At 70.3% G+C, this 12,674-nt stretch carries 9 protein-coding genes; 3 read left to right on the top strand and 6 right to left on the bottom strand.

From position 1 onward, the window contains the following. Positions 1-15: 15 nt before the first annotated feature. From ACOCEP_RS16855 to ACOCEP_RS16830, 6 genes are read right to left on the bottom strand one after another with little or no spacing between them, the layout of a single operon-like run. The gene (locus tag ACOCEP_RS16855; protein WP_482338281.1) at positions 16-1,119 is read right to left on the bottom strand and encodes a uroporphyrinogen-III synthase; all 1,104 of its coding nucleotides are present in this window, start codon (positions 1,117-1,119) and stop codon (positions 16-18) included. Beyond that, positions 1,116-1,463 (bottom strand): nitrite reductase small subunit NirD, encoded by a 348-nt coding sequence (gene nirD, locus ACOCEP_RS16850; protein WP_482338279.1) that lies wholly within the window; start codon positions 1,461-1,463, stop codon positions 1,116-1,118. The genes ACOCEP_RS16855 and nirD overlap by 4 nt, the downstream gene beginning before the upstream one ends. Then, positions 1,460-3,964 carry a nitrite reductase large subunit NirB gene (nirB, locus tag ACOCEP_RS16845; RefSeq protein WP_482338278.1) on the bottom strand — a complete coding sequence of 835 codons (2,505 nt, stop codon included), beginning with the start codon at positions 3,962-3,964 and terminating at the stop codon, positions 1,460-1,462. The genes nirD and nirB overlap by 4 nt, the downstream gene beginning before the upstream one ends. Beyond that, positions 3,964-5,322 carry a nitrate/nitrite transporter gene (locus ACOCEP_RS16840; RefSeq protein WP_482338276.1) on the bottom strand — a complete coding sequence of 453 codons (1,359 nt, stop codon included), beginning with the start codon at positions 5,320-5,322 and terminating at the stop codon, positions 3,964-3,966. Before ACOCEP_RS16840 ends, nirB begins: the two co-directional genes overlap by 1 nt. A 29-nt stretch (positions 5,323-5,351) precedes the next feature. Further along, positions 5,352-6,779, bottom strand: coding sequence for an FAD-dependent oxidoreductase (locus ACOCEP_RS16835; protein ID WP_482338274.1), 1,428 nt, complete (start codon positions 6,777-6,779; stop codon positions 5,352-5,354). After that, positions 6,776-8,845 (bottom strand): molybdopterin oxidoreductase family protein, encoded by a 2,070-nt coding sequence (locus tag ACOCEP_RS16830; protein WP_482338273.1) that lies wholly within the window; start codon positions 8,843-8,845, stop codon positions 6,776-6,778. The genes ACOCEP_RS16835 and ACOCEP_RS16830 overlap by 4 nt, the downstream gene beginning before the upstream one ends. Before the next feature lie 377 nt (positions 8,846-9,222). On the opposite strand from ACOCEP_RS16830, the gene ACOCEP_RS16825 reads away from it, so the two are divergent. From ACOCEP_RS16825 to ACOCEP_RS16815, 3 genes are read left to right on the top strand one after another with little or no spacing between them, the layout of a single operon-like run. After that, complete coding sequence (locus ACOCEP_RS16825) at positions 9,223-9,747, top strand: PadR family transcriptional regulator (RefSeq protein ID WP_482338271.1); 525 nt, start codon at positions 9,223-9,225, stop codon at positions 9,745-9,747. A gap of 15 nt (positions 9,748-9,762) precedes the next feature. Further along, positions 9,763-10,443, top strand: coding sequence for an ABC transporter ATP-binding protein (locus ACOCEP_RS16820; RefSeq protein WP_482338269.1), 681 nt, complete (start codon positions 9,763-9,765; stop codon positions 10,441-10,443). Next, positions 10,440-12,674 carry an FtsX-like permease family protein gene (locus tag ACOCEP_RS16815; RefSeq protein ID WP_482338268.1) on the top strand — a complete coding sequence of 745 codons (2,235 nt, stop codon included), beginning with the start codon at positions 10,440-10,442 and terminating at the stop codon, positions 12,672-12,674. Before ACOCEP_RS16820 ends, ACOCEP_RS16815 begins: the two co-directional genes overlap by 4 nt.

Genomic DNA, 12,674 nt, shown 5'->3' with positions numbered 1-12,674 from the left:
GACGAAATGCGGGAGTCACGGATCGACGGCCAAGCGGTAGCCGCGTTTCACCACCGTCTGGACGAGTTTCGGCGACCCCAAGGAGCTCCGTAGGCGGCCGATGGCGGTCTCGACGGCATGTTCCTCGCCGCCGTCGGGGAGCGCGGAGACCAGTTCCCGCCGGGAGAACACCCGCCCCGGTGACTCCGCCAGCGCCCGCAGCACGGCCATCGGCGCGGGCGCGATGTCACACCACTGGCCGTCGACCAACGCCGCCTGGCCACGCAGTTCGATACTCCGCCCGCCCGCGATCAGCCGCGGCGAACGGGATTCGAGCGCGTCGGACACCGTCCGTGCCAGCGCCCCGATCCGCGACCGCGCGGGCTGGACCGTCGGGATCCCGAGCGCGGCCAACGGCGCCGCGGTGATCGGCCCGACACAGGCCGCCACGACCCGCTTCTCCAGTGCCCGCACGATTCCCGGCAGCCGTCCGGTCCGTTTCGCGACCGCCAGCATGGACGCCACCGCGGGCGCGCTGGTGAACGGCAACGCGTCCACCGAACCGTCGAGGACGCCGTCCAGCAGCCGGTCCAGCGGGCCGGGATCGGCAGGCCCGACCCAGCGGTACACCGGCACCTCGATCACGTCGGCGCCCGCGGAACGCAGACTGTCCACAAAGTACGGAAGCGGCTCGCCGTGCAACTGCACCGCGATCCGCTGACCGTCCACACCGGATTCGAGAAGATGCCGCAGCACTTCGGCGTTGCTCTCCGAGGCGGGCGAATAATCCTCCGAAAGCCCGGCCGCACGGATCGCGCCCCTCGCCTTCGGACCGCGAGCCAGCAGCGACGAATTCCCGAGCCGGTCGAGCAGGTCCTCCCCCAGGCCCCAGCCCTCGGCCGCCTCGACCCAGCCGCGGAAGCCGATCCCGGTCGTCGCGACGACGGCGTCGACCCGGTCCTCCAGCAGACGCCGAGTGGCCGCCCTCAGTTCGGTGTCGTCGGCGAGCGGCACGATCCGGATGGCCGGGCCGTAGCGTACGGTCGCGCCCTTACGCACGAACAGCGCGCCGAGCTCGTCAGCCCGCCGCGCCGCCGTGATCCCGATGACGAATCCCGCCAGGGGAAGCACCTCTGTCACGGTGAGAATTCCACCTCCACGACCCCCTCGGTGACCCGCACCGGATAGGCCTCAACCGAGACCCCTTCGGCGTCGAGGCAGTCGCCGGTCCGCAGATCGAAGCGTTCCTTGTACACCGGCGAAGCCACCACGGGAACACCGCCCGCGTCACCGACGATGCCTCGCGAAAGCACCGCCGCGCCGCTGATCGGGTCCACATTGGACAGCGCGTACCACCGGTCGCCGGAGAGCCGGAAGATGGCCACCTGTGTCCCGCCGTCGAGCAAGGCCGCGACACCGGACCATTCGGAGACGGCGCCCGCGGCGCAGACGGCGGTCCAGGTGCGCTGGATCGAGGTCGTCACTGTTTCACCTCCGGGATGCCCAGCAGGACTGGCACTTTCTGGTCGCGTTCGGTCCGGAACGAGATCGTCGGATCCGGGGTGCCCGGCGCGTTGACGAACGAGCTGAACTTCGCCAGCTTCTCCGGATCCTCCAGCACGCCGCGCCATTCGTCGGCGTAGTCGCCGACGTGCTTGGCCATCGCCGCGTCGAGGTCCTCACAGATGCCGAGCTTGTCGTCGACGATCACCGCGCGCAGGTGGTCGAGCCCGCCTTCCATCTCCTCGACCCACGGCGCGGTGCGCTGCAGGCGGTCGGCCGTGCGGACGTAGAACATCAGGAACCGGTCGATCGTGCGGATCAGTGTCTCGGTGTCCACTTCGGACACGAGCAGATCCGCGTGCCGCGGGGTCGCGCCGCCGTTCCCACCGACGTAAAGGTTCCAGCCCTTGTCGGTGGCGATGACGCCGAAGTCCTTGCTCCGCGCCTCCGCGCATTCCCGCGCACAGCCCGAAACGGCCGACTTCAGCTTGTGCGGCGAGCGCAGGCCGCGGTAGCGCAGCTCCAGCTCGATCGCGAGCCCGACGCTGTCCTGCACGCCGTAGCGGCACCACGTCGAACCGACGCACGACTTCACCGTGCGCAAGGACTTCCCGTACGCGTGCCCTGACTCGAACCCGGCGTCGACGAGCCGCCGCCAGATCAGCGGCAGCTGGTCGACGGTGGCGCCGAACAGGTCGATCCGCTGCCCGCCGGTGATCTTGGTGTACAGCCCGAAATCCATGGCCACCTGGGCGATCACCATGAGTTTCTCCGGCGTGACCTCGCCGCCGGGGATGCGCGGGACCACCGAGTACGTCCCGTTGCGTTGCAGGTTCGCGAGGAACTTGTCGTTGGTGTCCTGCAGGGTCGCCTGCTCGCCGGCGAGGATGTGCCCGTTGCCCAGGGTGGCCAGGATGGACGCGATCGCCGGTTTGCAGATCGCGCAGCCGGTTCCGGTGCCGTAGCGGTCGATCATCTCGCTGAACGTGGTGATCCGGGTGGCCTGCAGGATCTGGAACAGCTCCGCGCGCGACTGCGTGAAGTGCTCGCACAACGCCTTCGACTGCTCGACACCGCACGCCGTCAGCAGCTTGCCCAGCAGCGGGACACACGATCCGCAGGCCGTGCCCGCCCGCGTGCAGCCCTTGATCTTGGCGACCGAATCGCAGCCCTCTTCGGTGATGGCGTGCGTGATCGCGCCCTTGGAAACCGCGTTGCAGGAACAGATCTGCGCGGCGTCCGGCAGGGCGTCGACGCCGACCGCCGCTCCCCCACCCGCCGGGGCGAGGATCGCGCCGGGTTCGGCGGGCAGCGGCCTGCCGACCATCGCGCGCAGCGTGTTGAACTCGCTCGCGTCGCCGACCAGGACACCGCCGAGCAACGTCTTCGAGTCGTCCGAGACGACGAGCTTCTTGTACGTCCCGGCGACAGCGTCGTTGAACGCCACCTCAAGCGCGCCCTCGGTCGCCGCGTGCGCGTCACCGAAACTGGCGACGTCGACGCCCATGAGCTTGAGCTTCGTCGACATGTCCGGCTCGGGGAAACTGCCCTCGCCGCCGGTCAGCCGTGCTGCGACGATCTCCGCCATCGCGTAACCGGGCGCCACGATGCCGTACACCTTGCCGTCGACGGCCGCGCATTCGCCGATCGCGTACACCGCGGGGTCGGACGTCCGGCAGGTGTCGTCGACCAGGATCCCGCCCCGTGCGCCGACGTCCAGGCCGGAGGAACGCGCCAGATCGTCGCGCGGCCGGATACCGGCGGAGAAGACGACCAGATCGACGTCGAGTTCCGTGCCGTTGCCCAGCTTCGCGAGGTAGCGGGTGCCGTCCGGCTCGATGGCGTCGGTCGACGTTCCCGTGTGGACGGTCACGTCGAGGTCGGTGATCAGCCGCCGGAGCAGGCCGCCGCCGCCCTCGTCGACCTGCAGCGGCATCAGGCGCGGCGCCATCTCGACCACGTGCGGCGAGAGTCCCATGTCCCGCAACGCCTTCGCGGCTTCCAGCCCGAGGAGCCCACCACCGATGACCACCGCCGAACGACGTCCGCGGCCGGGCCGCTGAGCGGCTTCCCGGATGGCGTCGAGATCCTCGATCGTCCGGTAGACGAAGCAGCCGGGGAGATCGTGACCCGGCACCGGCGGGACGAACGGCCGCGAACCGGTCGCCAGCACGAGCGAGTCGTACGGCTGCTCGTATCCGGCCTCGGTGACGACGACCTTGCGGTCCCGGTCCACCGAGGCGACCGCGTCACCGAGCCGCAGCTCGACCAACGGGTCACCCGCGTAGTCCGCTCCCTCCAAGGCGAGGGAGGCCGGATCCCATGTGTCCACATAGGACGTCAGCGCTACCCGGTCGTACGCGGGCCGCGCCTCCTCGGCGAGCACCACGACCTGCCACGCGCCCGCCTTGTCCTCCGCGCGCACCGCTTCGACGAGCCGGTGCGCGACCATGCCATGTCCGACGACGACGAGTTTCCGCATCAGACCTCCGCTCCGGCGAGCGCCAGGCCTCGGGTGCTCGCCACCTCCGACTGCTGTTTGCGCAGGTACACCGCCCACGTGACGGCGAAGCACAGGCCGTAGAAGACCAGGAAGGCGACGAACGCCGGCACCCCGCTCTTCGTGTCCGCGAACGACTGGCGGAAGGCCAGGTTGATGAACAACCCGCCGAGTGCGCCGATCGCGCCGGCCAGCCCGATCAGCGCGCCGGAGAGCTTGCGCGCCTTGAGCATCTCCAGTGTCTCGTCCGCGCCCTCGCTGATCGCGACCTTCGCCTTGGCGCGGAAGATCGCCGGGATCATCTTGTACGTCGAGCCGTTGCCGATGCCGGTGAGCACGAACAGCACGATGAACGCGACGGTGAACAGCGCCAGCGAGTTCGACGTCGACGCGAGGATCAGCACCACGGTCGCCGCGGCCATGCCGACGAACGTCACGAAGGTGATCTTGCCGCCGCCCATCCGGTCGGCCAGCCAGCCGCCCGTCGGTCGCGAGAACGAACCGAGCAGCGGTCCGAGGAAGGTCACCGCGGCCGCCTGCAGCGGCGTGCGGCCGAACTGGTTCTGCAGCACCAGGCCGAAGGCGAAGCTGTAGCCGATGAACGAACCGAACGTGCCGACGTAGAGGAACGACATCACCCAGGTGTGCGGGTCCTTGACGACCTCGCGCATCGCCTTGGTGTCGCCCTTCATCGAGGAGAGGTTGTCCATGAAGAAGTACGCGCAGGTCGCGGCGACCACGATCAGCGGGATGTAGATGTAGAGGACCACTCGCGGCGCGGTCGCGCCGACGGTGCCGATGACCAGCAGGCCGATCAGTTGGATCGCGGCCACACCGAGGTTCCCGCCGCCCGCGTTGAGCCCGAGCGCCCAGCCCTTGTGTTTCTCGGGGTAGAACGCGTTGATGTTGGTCATCGACGACGCGAAGTTCCCGCCGCCGACGCCGCCGAGCGCGGCGATCAGCAGGAACGTGCCGAGCGAGGTACCCGGCTCCATCGCGATCGCCGCCAGGATCGTCGGCGCCAGCAGCAGCAACGCGCTGACGATCGTCCAGTTCCGGCCACCGAACTTCGCCACCGCGAACGTGTACAGCGGCCGCATCAGCGCGCCGATCAGCGTCGGGGTCGAGACCAGCAGGAACTTGTCGGCGGCGGAGAACCCGTACTGCGGGCCCATGAACAGGACCATGACCGACCACAGTGTCCAGACGGAGAAACCGATGTGCTCGGCGAGAATGGAGAACCAGAGGTTCCGCCGGGCGATCTTCTTCCCGGTCTCCTCCCAGAACCGCTCGTTCTCGGGATCCCAGTGCTCGATCCAGCGCTTTCCACGAGCTTCCATGAGGTCCTCCTTGGTGGATGCGTTCGGGTTCACTGGGCGGCCAGCCATTTCGCGACCCCGCTCACGGCGTCCTTGCAGCCGCCGCAGCCGGTCGTCGCGCGGGTCGCCCCGGCGAGGGCGGGGACGTCGGTGGCGCCGCCGCGCCACGCTTCGACGAGCCGTCCCTTGGTCACCGCGTTGCAGCGGCAGATGACCGCCGACGCGGGCAGATCGGCCGGGCTCGCCGCCGACGGCGCGCCCGGCGGCAGCGAGCGTCCTAAAAGGACCGCCAGCCGGTCTTCGGGCACCGGGGTGCCCCGGTCGTAGAGCTGCGTGATCGTCGCGGCCGCGTCGGACAGGCCGAGCAGGATCGCCCCGGCCACCCGGTTTTCACGGATGACGAGCTTGCCGTAGCGGCAACCCGCCGGGTCGCTGAAGGTGAGCACTTCGGCGGTCGGGTCGTCCGCGCCGGTCATCGTCTCGCCGAGCGCGGTGAGATCGATGCCGCGGGCCTTGAGCCGTGTCACCGCCTGGGTGCCGCGATAGCGTGACGCGGATTTCGTGCCGGTGACCAGATCCGCGACGACGGTGGCCTGTTCCCACGCGGGCTGCACGAGACCGCCGAACGCGCCCGGATGCTTCGCGCAGTCGCCGATCGCGTGGATCCGGCCGTCGCTGGTGCGCAGCAGATCGTCGACGACGATGCCGCCTTCGACGGTCAGCCCGGCGTCCACGGCCAGCTTGGTCTCGGGCCGGACGCCGGTGGAGACGACGATGAGATCGGCGGGCACGTGCGTGCCGTCGTCGAGTTTGAGCCCGTCGCCGCTGACGTAGCGCGCGGCCCCGACACCGAGCCGGAAGGCGACGCCGAGTTCTTCGAGCTTCCTGGTCAGCACCCGCGCGGATTCCGCGTCGAGCTGACGTTCCATGATGTGCGGCATCGGATGCACGACGGTCACGAGGTTCCCGCGTCCGGCGAGGCCTCGCGCCGCCTCCAGGCCGAGCAGCCCGCCACCGAGCACCGCGACCGGCGCGCCCAGCCTGGCGGCGTCGAGAATCCGGGCGCAGTCGTCGAGGGTGCGGAACGCGACGACGTCCGGACCGGGTTCGAGCCCTTCGACCGGCGGCATCCACGGGTTGGCGCCGGTGGCGAGCACGAGCGCGTCGTAGTCCACAGTGGACCCGTCGTCGAGATGGACCCGGCGCGCGTCCCGGTCGATCGACGTCGCGGAGACGCCCCGGCGCAGGTCGGCGCGGGCGCGGGACGGCCATTCGTCGTCGTGCAGCCGGACGGCCTCGGGCCGCATGGTGCCGGCGACCACCGACGAGAGCAGCACCCGGTTGTAGGCGGTGTGTTCCTCCGCGCCGACGACCGTGAGCCGCACGCGCTCGCCCTCGGGGTCGCGGCGCTGGATCTCGTCCGCGAGCCTCGCACCCGCCATCCCGTATCCGGCGATGACCACCGACCGGGGGCTCACGCGAGCACCTCGGCCGGGGCGAGCGCGACCGCGCACACCTTGAACTCGGGCATCCGGCTCGTCGGGTCGAGCGCCGGGTTGGTCAGCAGGTTCGCCCTGCCCTCACCGGGGAAGTGGAACGGCAGGAACACCAGATCGGGACGCAGCGACGCCACGCAGCGAACGCGTGCGACGGTCTCACCGCGGCGGGAGCGCACGAGCGCGAGGTCGCCCTCGGCCAGCCCCGCGCGGGCAGCGGTGTCGGGATGAACTTCCACGAAGGCCTCCGCCACGACGTCGTTGAGTTCCTTGACCAGCCGGGTCTGCGCCCCGGACTGGTAGTGCTGCAGGACCCGCCCGGTGGTGGCCTGCAAGGGGAATTCGGCGTCCGGCGGTTCGGCCGGGCCGACGTGGTCCACCGGGACGAATCGCGCGCGGCCGTCCGGGTGGGCGAAGGAGTCGAGGAACATCCGCGGCGTGCCGGGATGTGATTCCGCCGGGACGGGCCAGTAAAGGGCCTCGCCGTCGCGGAGCCGGTCGTAGGTGATGCCCGAGTAGTCGGCGACGCCGCCCTTGGAGGCCTGCCGGAGCTCGGTGAAGACGGTCTCGGCGTCCGCCGGGAACCGCCCCTCGGGCTGGCCGAACCGGCGGGCGAGCTCGGAAAGCACGTAAAGATCGGTCTTCGCGCCGGACGGCGGATCGATCGCCTTGCGCCGCAGGAGGATCCGGCCTTCGAGGTTGGTCATCGTGCCGTCCTCCTCGGCCCACTGGGTGACCGGCAGGACGACGTCGGCCATCGCCGCCGTCTCCGACAGGACGAGGTCCGAGACCACCAGGAAGTCCAAAGAGGACACCCTGTCTTGGATGTTCCCTGCGCCGGGCGCGGAAACGACAAGGTTGCTGCCGAACACCATCAGCGCGCTCGGCCCGTCTTCGGTGCCGAGCGCCTCCAGCAGCTCGACGGCCGAACGGCCCGCCCCCGGCAGGGATTCCGGTGGCACACCCCAGACCCCGGCGACGTATTCGCGCGCGGCGGGGTCGTCGATCTTGCGGTAGCCGGGCAGCTGGTCGGCCTTCTGCCCGTGCTCACGTCCGCCCTGTCCGTTGCCCTGCCCGGTCAGGCAGCCGAACCCGGAACCCTTGCGCCCCGGCAGGCCGAGGGCGAGCGCGAGGTTGATCCAGGCGTTGACCATCGCGGTGCCGTTGGCGTGCTGTTCGGTGCCGCGCGCGGTGAGGACGTAGGCGTTGCGGGCCGCGGCGAGCTTGGCGGCGACACGACGCTGGTCGGCGGCGGAGACGCCGGTGATCTGCTCGACGCGTTCAGGCCACCAGGCCGCGACCGACCGCCACAACTCTTCGAAGCCGTTCGTCCTCGCGACCACATAGGACTTGTCGAGCAGGCCGTCGGCCACGACGGCGTGCAGGATGCCTTGCGCCAGCGCGAGATCGGTGCCCGGCGCGGGCTGCAGATGCAGTCCGGCGAGCTCGGCGGTCGGTGTACGACGCGGGTCCACGACGATCAGATCCGCGCCCCGAAGGTGCTGCGTGAACGGCGGCATGGTCTCGGCGGGGTTCGCGCCGATCAGCAGGACCGCGTCGGCGTCGGCGAGATCCGTGACCGGGAACGGCATCCCGCGATCCGCGCCGAACGCCTTGATCCCGGCGGCGGCCGCCGACGACATGCAGAACCGGCCGTTGTAGTCGATCTGCGAGGTGCCCAGCGCGACGCGGGCGAACTTCCCCAGCAGGTACGACTTCTCGTTGGTGAGCCCGCCGCCGCCGAAAACGGCGACCGAGTCGGCACCCTTGGCCGCGCGGATCTCGGTGAGGCGCTTCGCGACGAGGTCTAGGGCCTGGTCCCAGGTCGCCGGCCGGAGTTCGCCGTCGACCCTGATCAGCGGCGTGGTCAGGCGGGACGGCGAGGTGAGCAGCTCCCCCGAGGTCCAGCCCTTCTGGCAGAGGCCGCCGGCGTTGACCGGGAAGTCGCGCGGGGCGACCCGGGCGCCGTCGAGGCTCATCCCGCACTGCAGGGCGCAGTAGGGGCAGTGCGTGTCCACCGCGGTCACGGCGGGGGCGGCGAGCGGCACGGGCACCTCCTCCAGGCGTCGATAGCGCTTGAAGGTAGGTAGGCCGTGTTACCTGAAAACTCCTGAATGTTTCAGGCGTTTGACATTGCCCGCCGCCGATGGACGTCACACCGTGAGGTCGGGGCGCGAGCCTTGGCGGACCTGCACACGCCCCTGGCCGCGTCGCGAAAGCCACTTTCGGGACACCTGACGTCTCGAAAGTGGCTTTCGCGACACCTCTCGGTGCGGCACAGGTCGGGATGGGCTGAAGGGGACTTTCCCCGCATCTCACGCGACGAAGGGTCCCCTCGCCGCGTGAGATACGGGGAAAGTCCCCTTCAGCAGCTATACACTCGATGTATAGACCGTGCGTATACACAGTGTGTATAGTCGCTCGCATGTCCATCGGGAACACGTTGCTCGGCCTGCTCGAAGCCGGCCCGAAGCACGGCTACGACCTCAAACAGCTTTACGACAAGCAGTTCCGGCAAGACCGCCCGCTGCACTACGGGCAGGTCTACTCGACGCTGAACCGGCTGCTGAAGAACGGCCTGGTCGAGGAGAACGGCGTCGAGGCGGGCGGCGGACCGGACCGGAAGCGGTACGCGATCACCGAGGCGGGCGTCACCAACGTCGAGGAATGGCTGAAAAGCCCGGAAAGCCCCTCGGTCTACCTGCAGAACACGCTCTACACCAAGGTCGTGCTCGCGTTGCTGTCCGGACGCGGCGCGCAGGATCTGCTCGACGCCCAGCGGAGCTCCCACCTGCGCGCCATGCGCGAGCTCACCGCCCGCAAGGCCGACGGTGACCTCGCCGACCAGCTGATCTGCGACCACGCGCTCTTCCACCTGGAGGCGGATCTGCGGTGGCTGGAACTCACCGCCGCGCGCCTCGACGACCTCGCGCGCCAGCTGGCTCGCTGATCTGGGGACCACACAGTGGAAACACCGTTGTTACACGGGCTCGGCCTGCGCAAGGCCTTCGGCCCGAATCAGGCGCTCGACGGCGCGGGGCTGACGCTCGAAGCCGGCGAGATCGTCGCGATCATGGGCCCCTCCGGCTCCGGGAAGTCGACGCTGCTGCACTGCCTGTCCGGGATCGTGCGGCCCGACGAAGGCCAGGTGCTCTTCCGGGGGAAGGACCTCGCGAGCATGTCCGACACCGAACGCAGCGCCTTGCGGCGCACCGAATTCGGCTTCGTCTTCCAGTTCGGGCAGCTCGTCCCGGAGCTGACCTGTCTGGAGAACGTCGCCCTCCCGCTGCGCCTTGGCGGCATGAAACGCCGTCCCGCCGAGCGGATCGCGCGGACCTGGCTCGACCGGCTGACGGTCGGCGACGCCGGCGACAGCACCCCCGGCCAGGTTTCCGGCGGGCAGAGCCAGCGGGTCGCCATGGCCAGGGCGCTGGTCACCGAGCCGTCGGTGATCTTCGCCGACGAACCGACCGGCGCGCTGGACTCGCTCAGCGGTGAGCTGGTCATGCGCCTGCTTTCCGAGACGGCGAAACAGACCGACGCCGCCGTCGTCCTGGTCACCCACGAACCGCGGGTGGCCGCCTACTCCGACCGGGAGGTCATCGTGCGAGACGGCCGGACCCGCGAACCGGTGGTCACCCGATGACCGGGCGCGAAGACCTGCTGCTGGGGTTCCGGCTGGCCGTCGGGGGCGGCCGGGGCTCGATCGTCAGGCTCGTCCTGAGCACGGTCGGCATCGGGCTCGCGGTCGCGGTCCTCCTGATCGGCGCCTCCGCGGGCACCGTCAAGGAGAACCGCGACCAGCGGGCGTACGCCGCTTCCCCGCGGCACGAACAGATCCCGGGTGTCGCACCGCTGAACTACCACGCGACGACGACCGACTTCCGCGGTCAGGCGATCTCGCTCGTCCATCTTCAAGCCACCGGGCCGAACTCGCCGATCCCACCGGGGGTGGACCGGCTGCCCGCGCCGGGCGAGGTCTTCCTGTCCCCGAAGCTCGACGAACTCGTCGCGGCCGACACCAGCGGCCTGCTGCGGCCACGTCTGCCCGGCAAGCCGGTCGGGATCATCGACGCGGAAGCCGTGCTCAATCCGAACGATCTCGTCGTCTACGCCGGCACGGGCAATCCGCGGAACGGCGTCGCGGTGTATGCCTTCGGTGCCCCTCCCGGCTACGAAACGCCGTTCGAGCGGGGCATCCTCTCGCTCCTGCTGATCGGTCTCTTCGTCCTGCTCACGCCGGTGTTCATCTTCGTCGGGACGGTCTCCCGGCTCGGCGGCGCCGCCCGCGACCGGCGGCTCGCCGCGCTGCGGCTGGCGGGCTCGTCCCTCAAACAGCTGCACCGGATCACCGCGGCGGAATCCCTCGTGGGTGCCGTGGCCGGGCTGGTCGCCGGGGCCGTGTCGTTCCTGCTCTTCCGCGGCGCGGTGGCGGACTTCCAGGTGTTCCGGTTCGGGCTGTACCCGGCGGACCTGACGCCGCCTTGGCCGCTGGTGGTGCTGATCGTGCTCGTGGTCCCCGCCTTGACCGTGGCGGCGGCTTGGGCGGCACAGCGGCACACGGTCGTCGAACCGCTCGGGGTCGTCCGCGAAACCGTGCCGCCGAAGCGGCGCTTGTGGTGGCGGCTGCTGCCGATCGTCGCCGGAATCGCTTTGATAGCCCCGGATTTCAGCGTCGCGAGCGAGCTCGGCCGCATGGCGCTGATCGCCGGTGCCGTACTGCTGATGCTCGGGATACCCGCGGTGCTGCCGTGGCTGCTGGAGCGCGTCGTCACCCGGATCAAGGGCGGACCGCCGTCGTTCCAGCTCGCGATCCGCCGTCTGCGGAACGACAGCGGAACCCCGGCCCGGGTGGTCGCGGGTCTCTGCGTGGTGCTCGCCGGGGCGATCGCGCTGCAGAGCGCGTTGACGGGGCAGGCGGCGACGACGGCCCGCTACCAGGACCGGTCCGGCGGCCGGACCACCGTCCATGCCGGCGGCTCGGTGGCCGAACAGGCGATCTCCGCGGTCCGGGCGGTGCCCGGCGCGGCCGATTTCCAGGCCATGCGCTCGCTGTTCGTCGACGCGGACAGCACGCTCGTTTCGTTCGCCATCGCGGACTGCGCCACGATCGAAGCGGCCACCACCGCGACCGGGTGCCGTGACGGTGACGTGTTCGCCGGCCCGTCGTTGCTCCACAAAGGACAGTCGCTGCGACTCACCGACGACGACAAGCGGCAGCAGCCCTGGACCGCTCCCGCCACGCCGCGACCGTTCGAGGCGAAGCCGTCGGGGCTCGCCGAGCAGCTCGGGCCGCAGGTGCTCGCGACGCCTGCCGCGATGACGGGCGTCGACCTGTCCGGAACCTCGCTCACGGTGAGCCTGCGGGGAACGCCCGGGAACCCCGATTTCGTCGAACTGGTGCGGAATTCGGTGGCCCCGTACAGCGGGCAGGTCGCCGTGGCGGCCTACAACGACGAGCGGGCCACCGACGAGGCCCGGATGTTCGACGACGCGCGGAGCATCCTGCTCGGCGGCGCGCTGCTGGTCCTGCTTCTGGCAGGCGTGAGCCTGCTGGTACTCGCCCAGGAACAGGTCCGGGAACGGCGCCGGGCGCTCGGGGCGCTGTCCGCGACCGGCGTCCCGGTCCGGGTGATCGTCCGGTCCCTGTTGTGGCAGAACGGGATTCCGCTGGTGCTGGGCATCGCGGTCGCGACGGCGACCGGGATCGCCGTCGCCGCGCTGGGCAGGCGGCTGTTCTGGGACGGGCTGTACGTCGACTGGTCCGCGGTCGTGCTGCTCGCCGCGGCGGCGATCGCGATGGTGCTGCTGGTGACGGCCTCGACGGTGCCGTCCGTGCGCGCGGCGGCGAAGACGGAGAACCTCCGCACCGAGTGA

The organism is Amycolatopsis sp. CA-211722, from assembly GCF_056828465.1.
Note: the sequence above shows the minus strand (reverse complement) of the source record. Positions and strands in the feature narration are given on the sequence as shown.

Bases quoted from the DNA above. Each gene is read 5' to 3' on its own strand.
- ACOCEP_RS16840 (WP_482338276.1), bottom strand. From the start codon at position 5,322: ATGGAAGCTCGTGGAAAGCGCTGGATCGAGCACTGGGATCCCGAGAAC.
- ACOCEP_RS16825 (WP_482338271.1), top strand. From the start codon at position 9,223: ATGTCCATCGGGAACACGTTGCTCGGCCTGCTCGAAGCCGGCCCGAAG.
- ACOCEP_RS16815 (WP_482338268.1), top strand. From the start codon at position 10,440: ATGACCGGGCGCGAAGACCTGCTGCTGGGGTTCCGGCTGGCCGTCGGG.
- nirB (WP_482338278.1), bottom strand. From the start codon at position 3,964: ATGCGGAAACTCGTCGTCGTCGGACATGGCATGGTCGCGCACCGGCTC.